The organism is Psychrobacillus sp. FSL K6-2836 (assembly GCF_038003085.1).
GTDB lineage: Bacteria > Bacillota > Bacilli > Bacillales_A > Planococcaceae > Psychrobacillus.
Genome location: NZ_JBBOOM010000001.1, coordinates 2,909,905 through 2,926,888, shown reverse-complemented (window position 1 = coordinate 2,926,888; position 16,984 = coordinate 2,909,905). Strand labels below are relative to the sequence as shown.

Annotated in this window: 16 protein-coding genes; 1 reads left to right on the top strand and 15 read right to left on the bottom strand. The window is 33.7% G+C overall.

The genetic code is table 11. The features are described 5' to 3' along the window. Positions 1–105: 105 nt before the first annotated feature. The 14 genes from MKY37_RS14005 to groES form a co-directional block, all read right to left on the bottom strand. Positions 106–291, bottom strand: coding sequence for a hypothetical protein (locus MKY37_RS14005; protein WP_340778033.1), 186 nt, complete (start codon positions 289–291; stop codon positions 106–108). 307 nt (positions 292–598) lie between these two features. After that, positions 599–1,168 (bottom strand): SF0329 family protein, encoded by a 570-nt coding sequence (locus tag MKY37_RS14000; protein ID WP_340778031.1) that lies wholly within the window; start codon positions 1,166–1,168, stop codon positions 599–601. 541 nt (positions 1,169–1,709) lie between these two features. Then, the gene (locus tag MKY37_RS13995) at positions 1,710–3,194 is read right to left on the bottom strand and encodes a hypothetical protein (protein ID WP_340778030.1); all 1,485 of its coding nucleotides are present in this window, start codon (positions 3,192–3,194) and stop codon (positions 1,710–1,712) included. 639 nt (positions 3,195–3,833) lie between these two features. Continuing rightward, entirely contained in the window at positions 3,834–4,475 is a 642-nt protein-coding gene (locus MKY37_RS13990; protein ID WP_340778028.1) for a lysozyme inhibitor LprI family protein, read from the bottom strand. Between the two features lie 186 nt (positions 4,476–4,661). Beyond that, positions 4,662–5,663, bottom strand: a complete 1,002-nt coding sequence (locus MKY37_RS13985) for an LCP family protein (RefSeq protein WP_340778026.1) — start codon at positions 5,661–5,663, stop codon at positions 4,662–4,664. A gap of 76 nt (positions 5,664–5,739) precedes the next feature. Continuing rightward, the gene (locus tag MKY37_RS13980; RefSeq protein WP_340778025.1) at positions 5,740–6,729 is read right to left on the bottom strand and encodes an LCP family protein; all 990 of its coding nucleotides are present in this window, start codon (positions 6,727–6,729) and stop codon (positions 5,740–5,742) included. Further along, positions 6,719–7,246 (bottom strand): sigma-70 family RNA polymerase sigma factor, encoded by a 528-nt coding sequence (locus MKY37_RS13975; protein WP_340778024.1) that lies wholly within the window; start codon positions 7,244–7,246, stop codon positions 6,719–6,721. Before MKY37_RS13975 ends, MKY37_RS13980 begins: the two co-directional genes overlap by 11 nt. 617 nt (positions 7,247–7,863) lie before the next feature. Then, a complete protein-coding gene (locus MKY37_RS13970; protein ID WP_340778023.1) occupies positions 7,864–9,885 on the bottom strand; it encodes an ABC transporter permease in 2,022 nt (673 codons plus the stop codon). Further along, positions 9,875–10,642, bottom strand: a complete 768-nt coding sequence (locus tag MKY37_RS13965; protein WP_340778022.1) for an ABC transporter ATP-binding protein — start codon at positions 10,640–10,642, stop codon at positions 9,875–9,877. The genes MKY37_RS13970 and MKY37_RS13965 overlap by 11 nt, the downstream gene beginning before the upstream one ends. 56 nt (positions 10,643–10,698) lie before the next feature. Beyond that, positions 10,699–11,115 carry a hypothetical protein gene (locus MKY37_RS13960; RefSeq protein WP_340778020.1) on the bottom strand — a complete coding sequence of 139 codons (417 nt, stop codon included), beginning with the start codon at positions 11,113–11,115 and terminating at the stop codon, positions 10,699–10,701. Between the two features lie 159 nt (positions 11,116–11,274). Continuing rightward, a complete protein-coding gene (locus tag MKY37_RS13955; RefSeq protein WP_340778019.1) occupies positions 11,275–12,288 on the bottom strand; it encodes a sensor histidine kinase in 1,014 nt (337 codons plus the stop codon). Continuing rightward, the gene (locus MKY37_RS13950; RefSeq protein WP_340778017.1) at positions 12,285–12,953 is read right to left on the bottom strand and encodes a response regulator transcription factor; all 669 of its coding nucleotides are present in this window, start codon (positions 12,951–12,953) and stop codon (positions 12,285–12,287) included. Before MKY37_RS13950 ends, MKY37_RS13955 begins: the two co-directional genes overlap by 4 nt. 452 nt (positions 12,954–13,405) lie before the next feature. Then, positions 13,406–15,040: a chaperonin GroEL gene (gene groL, locus MKY37_RS13945; RefSeq protein ID WP_090568932.1), complete on the bottom strand. Its 1,635-nt coding sequence runs from the start codon at positions 15,038–15,040 to the stop codon at positions 13,406–13,408. A gap of 39 nt (positions 15,041–15,079) precedes the next feature. After that, positions 15,080–15,364 carry a co-chaperone GroES gene (groES, locus tag MKY37_RS13940; protein WP_340778015.1) on the bottom strand — a complete coding sequence of 95 codons (285 nt, stop codon included), beginning with the start codon at positions 15,362–15,364 and terminating at the stop codon, positions 15,080–15,082. Between the two features lie 187 nt (positions 15,365–15,551). Here groES and MKY37_RS13935 point away from each other — a divergent pair, with 187 nt between their 5' ends. Further along, complete coding sequence (locus MKY37_RS13935; RefSeq protein WP_340778014.1) at positions 15,552–16,289, top strand: CPBP family intramembrane glutamic endopeptidase; 738 nt, start codon at positions 15,552–15,554, stop codon at positions 16,287–16,289. A 45-nt stretch (positions 16,290–16,334) separates the two neighbouring features. Here MKY37_RS13935 and MKY37_RS13930 read toward each other — a convergent pair whose 3' ends face one another. Beyond that, positions 16,335–16,976, bottom strand: coding sequence for a redox-sensing transcriptional repressor Rex (locus MKY37_RS13930; RefSeq protein ID WP_340778013.1), 642 nt, complete (start codon positions 16,974–16,976; stop codon positions 16,335–16,337). Between the last annotated feature and the right edge of the window lie 8 nt (positions 16,977–16,984).

The window sequence follows — 16,984 nt, the reverse complement described above, 5'->3', positions numbered from 1 at the left end:
CAAAAAAAGGGGGGGATGAATATTCTTCTTTTTCATTCCCCCTCCTCTTTTTATTCAAAGCCATTAAACTCTTATACTACGTTCGATTATTCTAGAGAGTCCCTCTTATTTTAAGAAGTTCATAAAGTTAGCGAATGAAGCTACTAAATCTTGATAGTATCCTACTATTTTATCTTTTAAAGAGATTTGGTCGGATTCATTTTCTACCTCGTTTTGACTTATTTGTTCTGTTTCAGTAGCCAAACTTACTTCTTCATCAACTGTTTGTACTGGTTTTTCTAAATCTGACACTGAAATTGATCAAATCACCAAGAATGTCTATCTCCACATTAGAAAAGAAATGAAAAAAGAAGCTTCCCAAAAGTTTGCACAACTAATGGGTAGCCTCAATTCCTTGATTTTCCCGAATTTATTAATCATTGCTAGCTCGGTAAAGTTTCTCTTGGATTGAAAATGAAGGAAATCAATAAGTAATGTAAGGTTTTCAGGAGATGTAAGGGTTCCATTCTTCTGTTAATCAACCCATGGATAAAACAAAAATCTACTTCTCGATAAATTTTTCGCAATAAGTGATGTTAAGATGATGAGTTATTTATTATCAAAACGTCCTAAGTCGTAGTTCATAAAAATACTGCACAATTGGATGCTTTAACTTCATTTCCTCAGCCATTTTTAGAATTCGTTTTTTGCCAACCCGTCTGTCCACCAAAGCTAGAATATTTAATAGGATATCATTGCTCTTTAAGCTTTCCTCTACAGAAGAGGATAAGAACTTATTAGCTACAACGGTAAAATTTGATTTAGTTAATGATGACTGCGCTGAAAAAAGCTCCTTTGCATATTCTGATATTTTTTTACCCCTTGCAATTACTAGTAGCCGATCTTCCGGAACTTTCCCCTTGGTTTCTTTTCTTACCACTTCAATTTCCTCATCGTTGATAGGAATTTGGATACCTGAATCATTCTTAATTTCGAGCTCTGTCTGATACCATCTGATTAAGGTAGTTTTATCACTCATATTGAATACATTCTTTTTATCAACCGCAATATAACAAGTTCCTGCTTTATCAGGTAAATAACGGTAGCTGGTTGAACGGTATTCAACCCTTCCATATAATGCAGGACAGAGAAAACTCTCTAGATTTTGCTTCAATTTGCTCCAGGCCATATAATTCTCCTTAATTTTTATATTTAAGTATTTGTTAAGGCAGTTGTTCTATTATCCATAATACAATAACCACGACATCAATCACACTAAACACAAGGTTAAGTGTGACTTGAATTTCTCATGTATCGATAATAGTGAGCGAATAAAATAACCAGACTGATGAAACAATAATATAAGTTAAATGGACATTCGGCATAAAACAACAATATGATAAAAAGATATATCGAGCGTATCTCAACAATACTAATCATCCCTACCACAAAAAGGAGGCTAGGACAGAAGTAGAAATTTTATTGGATAAGGAGAAACCTTTACTAAATAATGGATATTTAATGAAATTGATTGGAATGGAGGGGCGACTCCTACGGGAATAGCGTGACGCCTGAGACTACAGGCGCAGGCCGCGCCCGTGGAAAGCGTCCCTGGAATGGAAATCAATTTTGTGCCCAGCAAAAAAACAGCATTTTTCTCACAGAGAAAAATGCTGTTTTGGGGTTCTGGCCCAGCCTCTTATTTTCATATTACTCGTTTCCGGTCACTCTTATTTTAAGAAGTTCATAAAGTTAGCGAATGAAGCTACTAGGTCTTGATAGTATCCAACTACTTTATCCTTTAAAGAGATTTGTTCTGATTCTTTTTCTACCTCATTTTGACTTACTTGTTCTGTTTCAGTTGCCAAACTTTCTTCTTCATTTACTGTTTGTACTGGTACCTCAAGATCCGATACTGTATCTTCTACTTTTTGTACTGGTTCCTCAAGATCTGATACTGTATTTCCTACTAATTCTACGATTTCCTCTGGTGTTTCTACATCAGAAGGTTGCTCTTCATTTTCTACGACCACTGGGCTTTCTAGATTAACGTTAATATCATTTGTTAAATCTGTATTTTCGTTATCAACAGAGATGTCTTGAGACGAGTCTGCTTCTAAAGTTGTTGTATCTTTTTCACCAGAATCAGCAGATACATCGGATACTACATCAATAGCTTCAACGTTTTCTGGTTCTTCACTTGTTTGAGCTAACTTTTGTTCAATAAGTGTTTGATAGTATCCTATAACACTTTGATAGCCATCACCGATAAATTGATAAGTTTCATCTACCCATGTACTAGAGTCATCTTCTTGATTTTGTGAACCATCTACTTGACCATCTTCAGTTGTTGGTACTTCTGGTTCTTCAGCTGTTCCTTCTTCTTCAACTGTTTCTGTTCCATCTTCTACTTGACCATCATCAGTTGTTGGGGTTTCTGGTTCTTCAATAACTTCTTCTTCTTCTTCAACTGTTTCTGTTCCATCTTCTACTTGGCTATCTTCAGTTGTTGGGGTTTCTGGTTCTTCAACAACTACGTCTTCTTCAACTGTTTCTGTTCCATCTTCTACTTGACCATCATCAGTTGTTGGGGTTTCTGGTTCTTCAACAACTACGTCTTCTTCAACTGTTTCTGTTCCATCTTCTACTTGACCATCTTCAGCTGTTGGTACTTCTGGTTCTTCAGCTGTTCCTTCTTCTTCAACTGTTTCTGTTCCATCTTCTACTTGGCCATCTTCAGCAGTTGGAGTCTCTGGTTCTTCAGCAACTACGTCTTCTTCAACTGTTTCTGTTCCATCTTCTACTTGGCTATCTTCAGTTGTTGGGGTTTCTGGTTCTTCAGTTGCTGCGTCTTCTTCAACTGCTGTATCGTCACTTATTTCACCTTCTTGTGGCACATTATTATTTATTTCATCTATATTATCTGGATCATCATTAGTTGTGTCAGAATTAGCTCGAGCTTGTTCGCTAACTAGTTTACCTTTTTCCGGAGATCCTGGTAGACTTTTTGCTAATGCAGATACTTCCTGACCATGATTATTCAATTGTTCAATAACTTCCGGGTTAACGCTCTTTGTATCAAGCTCTGCCGCAGAAATAGGTGCACCAGCCGCTAAAAAGGTTGCAGCTATCATTGATGTTGACATTACTAGTGGCGCTACTTTCTTCGATAATTTTTTATTTACTCTCTTAGAATCCATTTGTTTTTTATTCATTACTTGATCTCTCCTAATTCGTATTTTTTTCTACTGATAGGATGGATTTTTCATAAACTCCGTTACTTATCGTTTCATCTCCCAGTCCGAGTAAAAACATTACTCAAATTTTCCGGCAGCACCATCATCTGCCTACTTTAATATAACAAAGCTTTGTTACCAATTAGTGTTACTCTGATTAAAAAAAATGACGCTTCCATTACGTCTTTTTAGAATTTTGCAATATATGAAATAATATATATATCTTAAACAACTCTATTCTAAAAAAATAATTATGCTTTTATAATTGTTCTCACTGATATTTCAAGTGTTTTCCCACCCCGTATAATTTGAATAAAATTGTCCAATCTTACATTACAAATAAAACTAGAAAGTAAAAATTATCAAAACAATATAACAACTATTTAATTAACGTTTATATTCAATCAAGTGATAGCGTACCAGTAGTTTTCAAAAATATTGTCATTCTTTCCCTTTTGTACAATAAATAGAAAAAACAGACACATTATTTTGTGTGTCTGTTTCATTAACTAAATATCGTTATTATTCAGTTACATTTGTAGCTTTGGAATAAAGTTTGATTAAATTAACTTTATAAACCTGAATATGGATAACCAATTACTCATCATTGTTAAAATATTACTTCATATAATTTGAAACTAACTCATAGCATCTTTCTTCTGTAAGATTTGTTAGCACAGCCACATATTCTAAGTGTTCCTGTGTACCGCCTTTATATTTTAGTGATGCTTCCAGCGCACAATCATCTCTATATTTTATCCAATTTCGTTGTTCTTCTCTTAATTGGTTCATCTCTTTGTCCGACAGTTGCTCCTTTAGAACTCCATAAATTTCATTCAACAATTCATCCCAAATATCCCATCTATCGTTTTCCACTTTTTTCAAAGCGTATGTCGAAGAATCTGTTGCCACCAATTCTTCCGCTTCTTTTTTAGTATAATTTATTTTCTTGAGATACTCTTCCTGTAAACTTCCCTCAGTATTATTTGTAGGCGGTTTTTCTTCTTTTACAATTACATTGTTTGATGTATCCACATTTTCTTTTGAATCATTATTGTCTTTATTAATAGTGTCTGTATCATTGTTGTCGGTCTTAGCAGTATTTTCTGTTGAATCGTTATTTGTATTTTGAGTTAAGTTATTATTTTGTGACTTATTGTCTAACGTAGCACTAGACTCTTCAGACGAGTTTCCACATGCAGCCAATATAACTATTACTAATGTTAATAATACCTTTAAGGAATCCCCATTATTTCTCATTTTAAACACCTCTCTTCTATTGTAGTTTTGAAGACTCACCCGCTCTCCAATAATCCTTCTACTTTTATTTATGAAAATGTAAATTTTATGTAGTTTGTACTAACTCTGGATTTAATGAAATGAAAACTGGTGACTAAATTTATTAAATCCATCAATTATATTTACATTTGTTATAAAATGACTAATCTATTTTAATTCCAGTGATTCACGTAATTGTTGACTTACTTCCTCTATGCCTGACTCTTCAGGAATAAAATAAGAACTTCCATTTACATACTGATCTTGGCCACCAATTAGAATTGTTTTTATAGTAGATTTATTTATTTTAGAATACTGTTGTTGTAGAATATAGATTTCTTCAGCACTTAAATCAGTATCTATATTTTCTCCAAGTATACTGGTAATTTTATCGACTTTAAATATTGTTCCTGCTGAAATAAATTGCTTAATTAGCGCCTCTATAAGTTGCCTTTGTCTTTCATCTCGTGAATAGGTTAAATTGACATCTCTCAACCTCATACGAACGAAAGCAAGAGCCTCTTCTCCATTTAATTTATCTTGACCAGGGGTGAAATAAATTTTCTCGTCATTGTTGTAAATGTTTTTTTCCCAAAATCCTTCTTTTATATCAATGTTAACACCGCCAATGGCATCAATAATATCTCGAAAACCATCAAAATCTATTGCAACAAATTTATCTATAGGTATATTAAGCAGTTTTTCAATCGTTTCTACTTGAAGTTTTTCAGCTCCATATCCGGTGATTGATCCATAGGTATATGCTGAATTTATTTTATGAATACCAGAATATTCTCCTGCATTTTCAATATTGACTCTTGTATCCCTTGGAATAGTCACCATAGCCATTTCGTTTGTATTTGGATTCAACGTCATAACAATTTGTGTATCCGCTCGTCCGTCTTTATCACCAGTCGAGTACCTTTCTACACCCATTAGTAAAATTGAAATTGGGTTACTCCCAATATTTACTGCTTCCTCTCTAAGTTCTGACTTATCACCCTCACGATTTAAGTCAACTTGTGCGTTATCTAAAGCGCTTTTGGTTTTATAAAAAACAAATACACCGTAGACACTTGTAATAAATAATAAAAACAAAATAAAGAATATTATTCTTTTTGTCCATTTCTTTTTATTTGTTTCTCTTCTTTCCATTCTTAATTCATTCAATAAAGTCTCCTCACTTTTAACTTGATTGTTTAATCCGCCTTTATATAGATATAAATGTTTTTCCAAAATTTATCTTTTATTTGGTTAATTTTTCTGTAATTGAATTTAAAAAATCTTTTTCGAATTTAATAAAGTAAATGCCCTCTGTCGCTGAGATTATTTTCGATGAGCTTATTATTCCATCGATTAATGAGACCAATTGAATTGAATTGAGTTCCATTTCATTCTCGAACAATTTTTCAATTGAAAGATTGCCTTCTATTTTAGAGGTAAAATGTTTTAATTGTGTTTTTGGTAAACCATTTATTGTTTGATTTATCACTGCATTAATGAGATTGTATTGGTCTTCTTCACCCAAACTTTCTCCCACTGTAGCATCCATCATTAATGCCACAACCTCTTCGCCATTCAAACGATGCTTCCCCTTTTTGAATTCAAATGCAACTTGAGATATAGCTCTTACTCGAATATCTTCTTTCAAGTCGTATTCTATCCCATTCACTGAATCAATCACCGTTGAAAAGGTTTCTAAATCCATAACAGCATAATAATCAATTGGTAAATCAAATAGTTTTGAAACTGCAGTTCTTACATTCTCAGCTCCTCCCGAGCCGTAAACATAAGCATGTGTCAATTTATCATCCAATATCGGAGTATAAGCATCACGAGGGATCGAAACAACTTTCATCATCTTTTTATCTTTACTATAAGTAAATAAAAGATTAATAGGTATTCTATCATTTTCATCTTTCACCATAAATAAAGCGGTAAAATACTCGTCTTCTTGCGATACAACTCCACTAGTATTACTTCCGTTATTTTCGTTAGTAAGGTTTCCAGGAAGAATCGATGGAATAAACAAAAATATACACAAACCGACCACTAATAAAGAAGCTGTAAGAATGGAGAATTGTTTTGAAATAAAAGCAAACGATTTCTTTTGGGGTTTAATCTCTTTTTCCATTTTATGAATTTGTTCAAACACTTTACCACGATCTTCTTTCGTAAATCTTAGGTCTTGTTCAGACATATTTTTTAATGCATCAATTAATCGTTTATCTTTCATTAAATTCAGCCTCCTTTACCATCGAGAGTAATCTTTGTTTTGCTCTTCTTAATCGAGTCTTCACTGTGTTAACTGGAATATCTAAAACTTTAGCAATTTCCTCTGTTTTTAATGAATCATAGTAGAATAGATAAACGACTTCTCGATACTCTTTTGGAAGAGTAGAGATAGTATCTTTCATATTTTCATTATTATATTTATCAATAACTGTTTTCTCTACTGAAGGTAATATTGACCTCGCTGTCTCATTAATAAAACTTTTTACTTGTACCATTTTGTAATTCCAACTTTTTAAATAATCTTTACATTCGTTAATGGTTATACGATAGAGCCATGTTTTTATTTGTGCATCATATCGAAATGAGTCTACGTTTTTGTAGCATTTGATAAACGTATTTTGAACCATATCCTTTGCAATCTCTGTATCTTTCACATAAGAAAATGCCAATCGTACCAACTCATTACCATATTCAATCATCACTTTTTCTAATATGAAATCTTTTTCTTCGCTGTCCATTCTACTACCCTCCCTTTCAACCTACTTCAAATTCTGCTATTAGACGATTATCAAAGCATAATAGGTTCAATTTTAAAAGTATTTATTTAACAAAGATTCTCTTCTTTTATCTGCGTTTAATCTTTAATTGATTTTTATAAATATTTCATATGAATCAATTTCAACGTTGATTTCCGCTCTAGGCGGACGCTTTCCGCGGGCACGGCTTTAATCTCCTCGTCACTACGAAAACATATGCTCCTGCGGTTACTCGTCGCAAAGACATTTGTCAAACAAAGTTCGACCAATGTCTTTCCTGCGGGCTTTCAGCTCGCGCTGTTCCCGCTGGAGTCGCCGCCTGCCACTCCAATCAACGGAATCGCTTTTAAAAAACGAATAATATTGCGATATTAAGTAAACATTCGTATTTTTAAAAGAAACAAGTAATTATGAAATTGACTCATATAAAAAAGTATCTATAAGATTAAATATATAGGGACAATTATAACTGAAATACAAAACCTGTATCTTAGATTACCAAGTAATCGTAGATACAGGCTAATTGTTTATAATTATTACAAAAGAAAATGAAAAAGAAGCTTCCCAATAGTTTTCACAACTAATGAGAAGCCTCTATATTAATTGCTATTTCTAACGATATTCTTAAAGCTAACATATGTTGCATAAAAGTATCCGCCATAGATTATTACAAGGGCAAAGGCTATCATAAATAAAGAACTGCCAATGATACTCTGACTGTAGGTTCTGAAAATTTCATTGACTACAACTATCCCAACTATAGAATGAATGATAGCCAAACCTAATGGCACCATAAAATAAATAAAAGTTTGTATTAATATTGCTTTGTTTATCTGCTTTTCTGTGACTCCGATCTTCTTTAGTGATTTATATCGTTCTAAACTTTCACTTGCATCCGATAGCTGTTGTAATGCTAAAACAGCTGCGCTAGATATAAGAAAAATGATACCTAAATATACTCCAAAGAATACAATCGTTGCAGTTGAACCATGCACTCTTGTATGTACTTGGTCTATTGTATTTCCAAAAACTAAAATAAATTTGTCTTCTATATAAGTGTTTCCTGAAATAGTTTCAAATAGGTTTGAAAATTTCTCTTCTGATTTTTCAGCATGGCTTTCATCATAGATCACGTTAAAACCTGTTGAAGCTAGGTGTAAGTCAGCTGTAAAGCTATCCGGGATAATAAGGAAAAAGAAGTCTATGATTGTTCCGGTAGTCAATATATTCTCTTCAATTGGAGCATCATTTTTTATAGTATAAATTTTATTTTCAATTGTTATTTGGTTTTCATTTTCCATAAAGGCATCCAATGCACCATTAATCTGCGCATAGTTCGATACAACTAAAACCTCATTATCCTTTAAATCAATAGGCTCTTGTCCTTTAAGCTTTAGGTTTGAATTATAGTCTGATATTTTCATTGCAGATAAAGGACCATCCATATAGTTTTCCCTAAAATCGATTATCTCCTGCTCACTCAAATAATCAAATAACAAGTTCTCTAAAGTAAGGTTAAGTTCATATACACTATAAAATGAATGTTTTTCATAGTCTTCAAACTCAAAGTTCACTATCTCTAAATATTCTTCAATATCATTTACCTTTTGCTCTTCGTCCGTCATAAGCCAAGAAGAAGCATCAAAAGAAGTATTTCCCTCTAACATTTTATCGTAAATACCTTTATAACCAAACATTGTAAACAAAAGTGTAATGGTTAAAAAAAGCATAAGACATATTGCAGACATCGATAGGAAGTTCGTATTAATTTTGTTATTGATCTGCCTTAAGATAAAAACATTTAACCCTTTTAGATAGATTCTTTTTCTCTTTTGTACAATATGGATAAAGAAATTGGAAAGACTCAAAAAGAATAACAGCGTACCTATTACTCCCATCAAAACAATAACGATCAGTAAAGCACCTTCCGAATTTAACCCATTCTTTTGTATGAGGATATACGAATTTACCAAAAGGATCACTGATAAAATAAATATAACCATTGAGACTAAAGTGTTGCTCAGCTTCACTTCTTCATTTTTCTTTGAAGCATTTAGCATATCAATCAATTTGTATTTAGAAATTGTTACTTGATTGAAGATCATCACAAGGAGGAATATGATTCCAAAATATACAATAGATTTAACCATAGCACTAATTGAAATCATAAATTTATACTGGTCTATGTCTACCGCCAAAAGTTGCGCTGTAATAACGGACATACCCTGTGATACTAAAATTCCGAATATTATTCCAACCGCTAGGGAGATGAAGCCTATCAACAGCGTTTCAAAGATAAATATTTTTGAAATTTTTCTCTTTGACATTCCTAAAGTCATATATATGCCTAGTTCTTTTTTTCGCTTTTTTATTAAAAAATTATTCGCATAAATGATTAACCCACCGAGAACAAAAGATACAAATATGGATGTCCCTGCGATGAGGTTATTTAGTGTTGCCATAAAGTTTGCAGTACTTTTACTCATTTCAAGCATGGCAGTTTGATCATCAATCGAATTGAAACTGTAAAATATACAAACTGCAAAGGTTAGCGTAAGAAAATAGATTGAATAATCTTTAAAGCTTCTTTTTACGTTATTAATTGCTATTTTAGAGAACATGGCCAATATCTCCTCCAAGCAAAGTTACCACTTCAATGATTTTATTGAAGAATTCCTTTCTTGAGTCATCCCCACGTATTAATTCATTGAAAATCCGTCCATCTTTTATAAACAAAATTCTATTAGCATAACTTGCTGTAAACGCATCATGGGTAACCATTAGTATTGTCGAATGAAGTTCTTTGTTCAGCTTTTCAAATGAATCTAAAAGTAATCTTGCAGATTTCGAATCCAAGGCACCAGTAGGCTCGTCGGCTAAAATTAGAGAAGGCTCTGTAACCAAAGCTCTTGCGGATGCTACTCTTTGCTTTTGCCCTCCAGAGATTTGAAAGGGATATTTGCTAAGTATTTCAGTAATTTCAAGTTTATCCGCAACTTTTTTTATCAGTCGATCTATTTCTTTAATATTCCTGTTTTGAATAGTTAAGGCCAAAGCTATATTTTCGTAAGCAGTCAGTGTATCTAGAAGGTTAAAATCTTGGAAGATAAAACCTAATTCATCACGTCTGAAGTCTTCCAATGCTTTTTTCTTAAGAGCTGTAATATCTTTATTATTTATAATTATGTGACCAGTCGTCACAGTATCAATAGTTGATACACAATTTAGGAGTGTCGTTTTGCCACTTCCAGATGGACCCATTATTCCTACAAACTCTCCCTTTTCAACACGGAAGCTTATATTATTAATAGCCTTTGTTATATTGCCTTTATTGCCATAATACTTTTCAATTTTTTCAACGTTTAGTATAGTTTGCATTACTTTTCCTCCATATGTTTTATGAGCTTTTTAAATAGTCGTTTACGCATATTTCTCTATTTTTTAATATCAAATTCGGTGTCTGTTTCTCGAATCTTCTTACCATCTACATAAATCGTAACACTATAATGACCTTCATCAAGGCCTTCCGGAACAGATAGCTCGGTAGTAAAGTATCCCGCTTTGTTAAGCTCAATTCCTTCCTCAACTAACAATCTGTTTGCTGTTGCAATTTCACCTTTATACCATACGACTTCTGCTTTTTTTATCCAAAATCTGTTAGCTTTCGCACCAAAATAAATCGTATCATCTGGTGAGAACTCAGTTGTTATATCTACAGGTTTTCCCTTGCCATCGATACTTTTTGACACAACACCATCTACAATCTTTTGATCCGTGATGTATTCGTACGTAAAGAAAACTCCAGCGAATAAAAATAAGGCTGCCAATATTGTGATTACTATTTTTTTCATTTCAATTCCTCCTAATTTGATTTCTTATACACATCTTATCAATAGTCACTAGGAGGACATATTCGTTTTTGTTTTATTAAAGTTACATTTTTGCAAGGTTAGGTTAGGCATAAAAAAACGGATTTATAGCTATTGCCATAAATCCGTCACACCAAAAAATCAATTCATTAAATTTACGCTTCCTAAGGGAAAAATAATGCTAACCATTGTGCCTTCTCCTGATTTTGAAGTTAAAGTTAGCCCTAAGCCAAGCTGTGCAGCAAGCTTTTGACACAAGTATAAACCAATACCGGTAGACCTTCCAAACTTCCTTCCATTTTCACCTGTAAATCCTTTTTCAAAAACTCTTCCTATGTCTTTATCTAGAATCCCTATGCCATTATCCTCTATTGTAAGTACAATATTGTTTTCGTTTCTAATAGTAGAAATTTTAACTTTTCCCTTACTGCCCTTGGTATATTTAATAGCATTTCCAATTAGTTGATTTAAAATAAATTCTAGCCATTTCGCATCGCTGTATACATTTCCTTCTACCGCTTCAATATCAATGGAAATACTTCTGCTAATAAAGTCTCTGGAATTTTTCTTTATAACACTTCTAACAAGGGTCTCTAAAGAGATTTCTTTTATAATATAATCTTTACTTACATCATTACTTCTTGAATAGTAAAGTACTTGTTCAATATATTCCTCAATTTTCTTCATTTCATAGTTAATATTCCTAGTTATTTCATTTTGATTATTTTCAATCATTAATCTTGCGGATGCAATAGGGGTCTTAATCTCATGTACCCAAGTCTCTATATACTCTCTATAGTCACTTTGCATTTCTCGATGTTTCTTTACGTGCTCGTGCATATCCTTATTTGCCTGTTTTAATAATTCGTATAACATTTTACCTTCGATAGATTCAGGTTCTTTCATAATTTCAGAAAGCAAATATTTTTGATCTAAACTATCCATTATGGCGTTTAGCTCGTTGTAGAAATTCTTTTGTTTAATAAATTCTACGATGAAATAAGAAAGAAGGGGTAAAACCCATAAGCTAAACATAAAGATAATTATATTATTGCTTATGCTAACTAGGAACATAATGCCACATATGATGATTAGTAATATAAAGTTAATGAGCAGGAATAGTGTTCTGTCTTTTAAATAGTCCTTTAAATTCATGGTAGTATATAACCTAATCCACGTCTTGTTTCAATATTTTCCTTCATCCCTACTCCTTCAAGTTTTTTTCTTAACCTTGTAACATTAACAGATAAGTTATTATCATCCACAAAAATATCCGAGTTCCACATAAAGTCCATTAAATCGTCCCTTGAAACGATTTTTCCTTTATTTTTAATCAGGCAGGAGAGTATTTTGAGTTCATTTTTCGTTAACTCTGCTGTATTGCCTTTATAAGTAACAGTGCCATTGGATAAATTAAGCTTTAGATCATTATAAGCAATGGTATCTCGATTACTAGATCCATGAACTCTTCTTAATATAGATTCGATTCTTGCCAAAAGAATTTGAGTATTGTATGGTTTTGTAATAAAATCATCCGCACCTAAATTCATACTCATAAGTTCGTCCATCTCGTTATCCCTGCTCGTAACTACTATTATCGGCACATCGGATTTTTTCCTTATTTCTCTGCATATATAGTATCCATCAGTTACAGGTAGGTTTATGTCTAAAAGTATTAAATCAGATTTTTCTCTTAAAATATCATTAATAATATTTTCGAAGTTTGTTGGAGCAACCACTTCATAACCATATCTATTCAAGAAGGTTTTAAGTTCCTCTCTTATAGTTTCCGCGTCTTCTATAATAATTATTTTTGACATAGATTCACTCCCTTTGTACTTTGTGGATACATAATCGTTTTTTTATACACAATTATTTTTTCAGTTATATCTTATAAATACGCTCCGTCAAAAATATAATTCCCGTTTCTTTTATACTTTATATCATGCTTAATAACTTATAACAAACATAAGTACATTTAGACATCTGAAAATTTGGACATTTTTTTGTCAAAATGAAAAATATAAAGCCACAAACTTTCCAAAGAGCATTTCATAATTATTGATAATTGTCTTAGTCGTACTCTTAAAAATGCCTGTCATCTGAAAGTCTTGGTACTCAAATTATAACAACACAAAAAACCATTCCCTAATTTTTTTGTAGGGAATGGCTTTTTGTTATTGATATATGTTTTTACGTAACTACTTCACAATTTAAGTGAATTGGGTGAAAAATAACTTAAGTTATTTTTCAGATGTACAGCTCAAAAGCCTTACATCATGCCGCCCATTCCACCCATATCAGGCATACCCATGCCGCCTGCTCCTGCTGGTTCTGGAATGTCTGCTACTACTGCTTCTGTAGTTAAGAATAATGCTGCTACAGATGCAGCGTTTTGAAGTGCTGAACGAGTTACTTTAGTTGGATCAACGATACCTGCTTCGATCATATTCACCCATTCGCCAGTTGCAGCATTGAATCCGATACCGACTTCTTCACGTTTTAAACGATCTACAACGATAGATCCTTCAAGACCTGCATTGTTAGCGATTTGACGAACTGGTTCTTCTAATGCACGAAGTACAATTTTCAGACCCGTAGCTACGTCGCCTTCTTTTGTTTCTGCTAATTCGGCAACTTTGTTATATACGTTTACTAGTGCAGTACCACCACCAGCTACGATACCTTCTTCAACTGCTGCGCGAGTAGCATTAAGAGCATCTTCAATACGTAGCTTGCGTTCTTTTAGTTCTGTTTCTGTTGCTGCTCCGACTTTAACTACAGCTACACCACCAGCTAATTTAGCTAGGCGTTCTTGTAGTTTTTCTTTGTCGAATTCAGATGTAGTGTCTTCTAATTGAGAACGGATTTGTGTTACACGACCTGCGATGCGATCAGACTCTCCGTTACCCTCTACGATTGTCGTATTATCTTTAGATACAACAACTTTAGATGCGCGACCTAATTGAGTAATGTTAGCAGATTTTAAGTCTAAACCTAAATCTTCTGTGATTACTTCAGCTCCAGTAAGAACTGCGATATCTTCTAACATCGCTTTACGACGGTCACCAAATCCTGGCGCTTTAACAGCTACGGCATTGAAAGTTCCACGTAATTTGTTTAATACTAGAGTAGCTAGAGCTTCCCCTTCTACGTCCTCAGAGATTAGTAAAAGTGGTTTGCCTTGTTGTACTACTTGCTCAAGCACAGGAAGAATTTCTTGTATGCTTGTGATTTTTTTATCTGTTATTAAAATATATGGATTGTCTAAAATAGCTTCCATTTTATCTGAATCTGTTACCATATAAGGAGATGCATATCCACGATCGAACTGCATACCTTCTACGACGTCAAGTTCAGTAGTGAACCCTTTAGATTCTTCAATTGTAATGACACCGTCGTTACCAACGCGCTCCATTGCTTCAGCAATTAGTTCACCTACTTCAGAATCTCCTGAAGAAATAGCTGCAACCTGAGCAATAGACTCTTTGCCTTCGATTTGTTTAGAAATTGCTTTTAACTCTGTAACTGCAGCAGCAACTGCAAGGTCAATACCTTTACGAATTCCTACTGGGTTAGCACCAGCTGTTACGTTTTTCAATCCTTCACGGATCATCGATTGCGCTAATACAGTAGCAGTTGTTGTACCGTCACCAGCGATATCATTTGTTTTAGAAGCAACCTCTGCCACTAATTTAGCACCCATATTTTCAAATGCATCTTCCAATTCGATATCTTTTGCAATAGTTACACCATCATTAGTAATAAGTGGTGAACCAAATTTTTTCTCCAGAACTACATTACGTCCTTTTGGTCCAAGCGTTACTTTAACAGCATCTGCAAGTTTATCTACCCCACGTAGCATTGCGCTACGAGCGTCTTCACTAAATTTAATTTCTTTAGCCATGTGTTAGTTACCTCCTGAATATATTTTCCAAAGATTTAATTAGCCAATTACAGCTAGAACATCGCTTTCGCGTAAAATTAAATAATCATTGTTGTCATATTTTACTTCTGTACCTGAATATTTAGAGAAGATGATGCGGTCTCCCTCTTTTACGTCAAGTTCAACGCGAGTGCCGTTTTCAAGTACTCGTCCAGTTCCTGTAGCAACAACATTTCCTTCTTGCGGTTTTTCTTTAGCAGAGTCTGGAAGTACGATGCCAGATGCTGTTTTTTCCTCAGCTTCGATTAATTCGATTACGATACGATCACCTAATGGTCTTAACAAGTGAAACTACCTCCCTAAAATAGTAAAATTTATTATTATTAGCACTCTTACTCTTTGAGTGCTAACACACTTATAATAATAATTAATCACAGAACATTTTGCAAGTGAGAAGCTATCTTTTTCTTTTATTTTCTATTTCCGATACAATAAGAAAAGAAGGTACATATAGAGAGGAATAAAACTGTTCATGAAACAACAAAAAACTGGTATATACATATTAATAGTTTACTGTGTAATGCAATTATCTTCAGGTATACTCGTCCCGTTCCTACCAGAGCTTTATAGCCTATTAGAAACTAAAGGAGTGGAAAATCCAGCACTTTTCATTTCTGGTTGGTGGGTATTTCTTAGCATGGGAATCGCTACATTGATCACCCTACTAATCATCCGTAAAGACAAGACTTACTTGAAGCCGCTAAATGGTAAGCCAAGCCCAACCCTCCAAACGATTGGTTGGGGAATTGCTGGTTTCTTTCTAGTATTTGTGGGACAGGGTATTGCAGCAAGCATCGAGCTCAAATTTGGTGTGGATCCTGGATCAGAAAATACAACTCAGTTTATAGAAATTGCCCATACCGTACCATTAGCTATTTTTTCAATTGTCATTTTTGCCCCTATATTAGAGGAGCTGATATTCCGAAGAATCATCTTCGGAACTCTGTTGCCAAAAACGAATTTCTTTGTAGCCGCTTCTGTAAGTGCAATTGTGTTCGGAATTATTCACTTTGACTTTACGCACATACTACTATATGCCGTTTCTGGATTTATATTCGCATTTATCTATTACAAGACGAAGCGAATTATCGCATCAATTATTTCCCATATGTTATTAAATGGATTTGTTGTGTTAGTTCAATTTTACGGTGACGACATTCAACAGTTTCTTAAACAATATTCAAATATGCAGTTCCTATTTTTCCATTAATAAAAGCCTTTGACCTGTTAGCATTATGGTCAAAGGCTTTTTTTGTTATTCAGTATGTTCATTTCTTATTAAATAAATAAGGGTCTGCAATTCGACAGAAAGATCGATTGTGTGCACACGGATTGCATCAGTTGTTTGGATACGGATTGGTGTAAAGTTTAATATCCCTTTAATAGAGGATGCCTCTAATTGATCGGCTACCTGCTGTGCTGCTCGACTCGGCAAAGTAAAAATTACTAATTCGATTCCATATTCCTCTAGTTTTTTTAGCATAACACTCGAGTGATATACTGGAATATCGCTAATTGTCGTTCCCTCAACTGGGGCCTTTGTATCAAATGCCACGACAATCTTAGTGTTGTGGTTTTTTTGGAAGTTATATTTTAGAAAAGCAGTTCCTAAACTACCAACACCAATAAGAGCCACATTTGCAGCCTCATCCTGGTCAAGTGTTTTACGGAAAAACTCAAGTAACGTTGGAACATCATAGCCGTATCCCTTTTTCCCAAGCGCACCAAAATGAGAGAAATCTCTTCTAATTGTAGCTGAATCGATTTTCATCGCTTCACTCAATTCCTGCGAGGAAACTCGTTTATGCCCAGCATTATGAAAACTTTGTAAAAATCTATAATATAATGGAAGTCTTTTCGTAGTTGCTTGAGGAATTCTCGGTGTTTCTGGTTTCATAAAAAATC

Excerpts from the sequence above, each read along its gene's own strand:
- MKY37_RS14000 (WP_340778031.1), bottom strand. The coding sequence starts at position 1,168 with ATGGCCTGGAGCAAATTGAAGCAAAATCTAGAGAGTTTTCTCTGTCCT.
- MKY37_RS13995 (WP_340778030.1), bottom strand. The coding sequence starts at position 3,194 with ATGAATAAAAAACAAATGGATTCTAAGAGAGTAAATAAAAAATTATCG.
- MKY37_RS13990 (WP_340778028.1), bottom strand. The coding sequence starts at position 4,475 with ATGAGAAATAATGGGGATTCCTTAAAGGTATTATTAACATTAGTAATA.
- MKY37_RS13980 (WP_340778025.1), bottom strand. The coding sequence starts at position 6,729 with ATGAAAGATAAACGATTAATTGATGCATTAAAAAATATGTCTGAACAA.
- MKY37_RS13975 (WP_340778024.1), bottom strand. The coding sequence starts at position 7,246 with ATGGACAGCGAAGAAAAAGATTTCATATTAGAAAAAGTGATGATTGAA.
- MKY37_RS13970 (WP_340778023.1), bottom strand. The coding sequence starts at position 9,885 with ATGTTCTCTAAAATAGCAATTAATAACGTAAAAAGAAGCTTTAAAGAT.
- MKY37_RS13965 (WP_340778022.1), bottom strand. The coding sequence starts at position 10,642 with ATGCAAACTATACTAAACGTTGAAAAAATTGAAAAGTATTATGGCAAT.
- MKY37_RS13960 (WP_340778020.1), bottom strand. The coding sequence starts at position 11,115 with ATGAAAAAAATAGTAATCACAATATTGGCAGCCTTATTTTTATTCGCT.
- MKY37_RS13955 (WP_340778019.1), bottom strand. The coding sequence starts at position 12,288 with ATGAATTTAAAGGACTATTTAAAAGACAGAACACTATTCCTGCTCATT.
- MKY37_RS13950 (WP_340778017.1), bottom strand. The coding sequence starts at position 12,953 with ATGTCAAAAATAATTATTATAGAAGACGCGGAAACTATAAGAGAGGAA.
- groL (WP_090568932.1), bottom strand. The coding sequence starts at position 15,040 with ATGGCTAAAGAAATTAAATTTAGTGAAGACGCTCGTAGCGCAATGCTA.
- MKY37_RS13935 (WP_340778014.1), top strand. The coding sequence starts at position 15,552 with ATGAAACAACAAAAAACTGGTATATACATATTAATAGTTTACTGTGTA.
- MKY37_RS13930 (WP_340778013.1), bottom strand. The coding sequence starts at position 16,976 with ATGAAACCAGAAACACCGAGAATTCCTCAAGCAACTACGAAAAGACTT.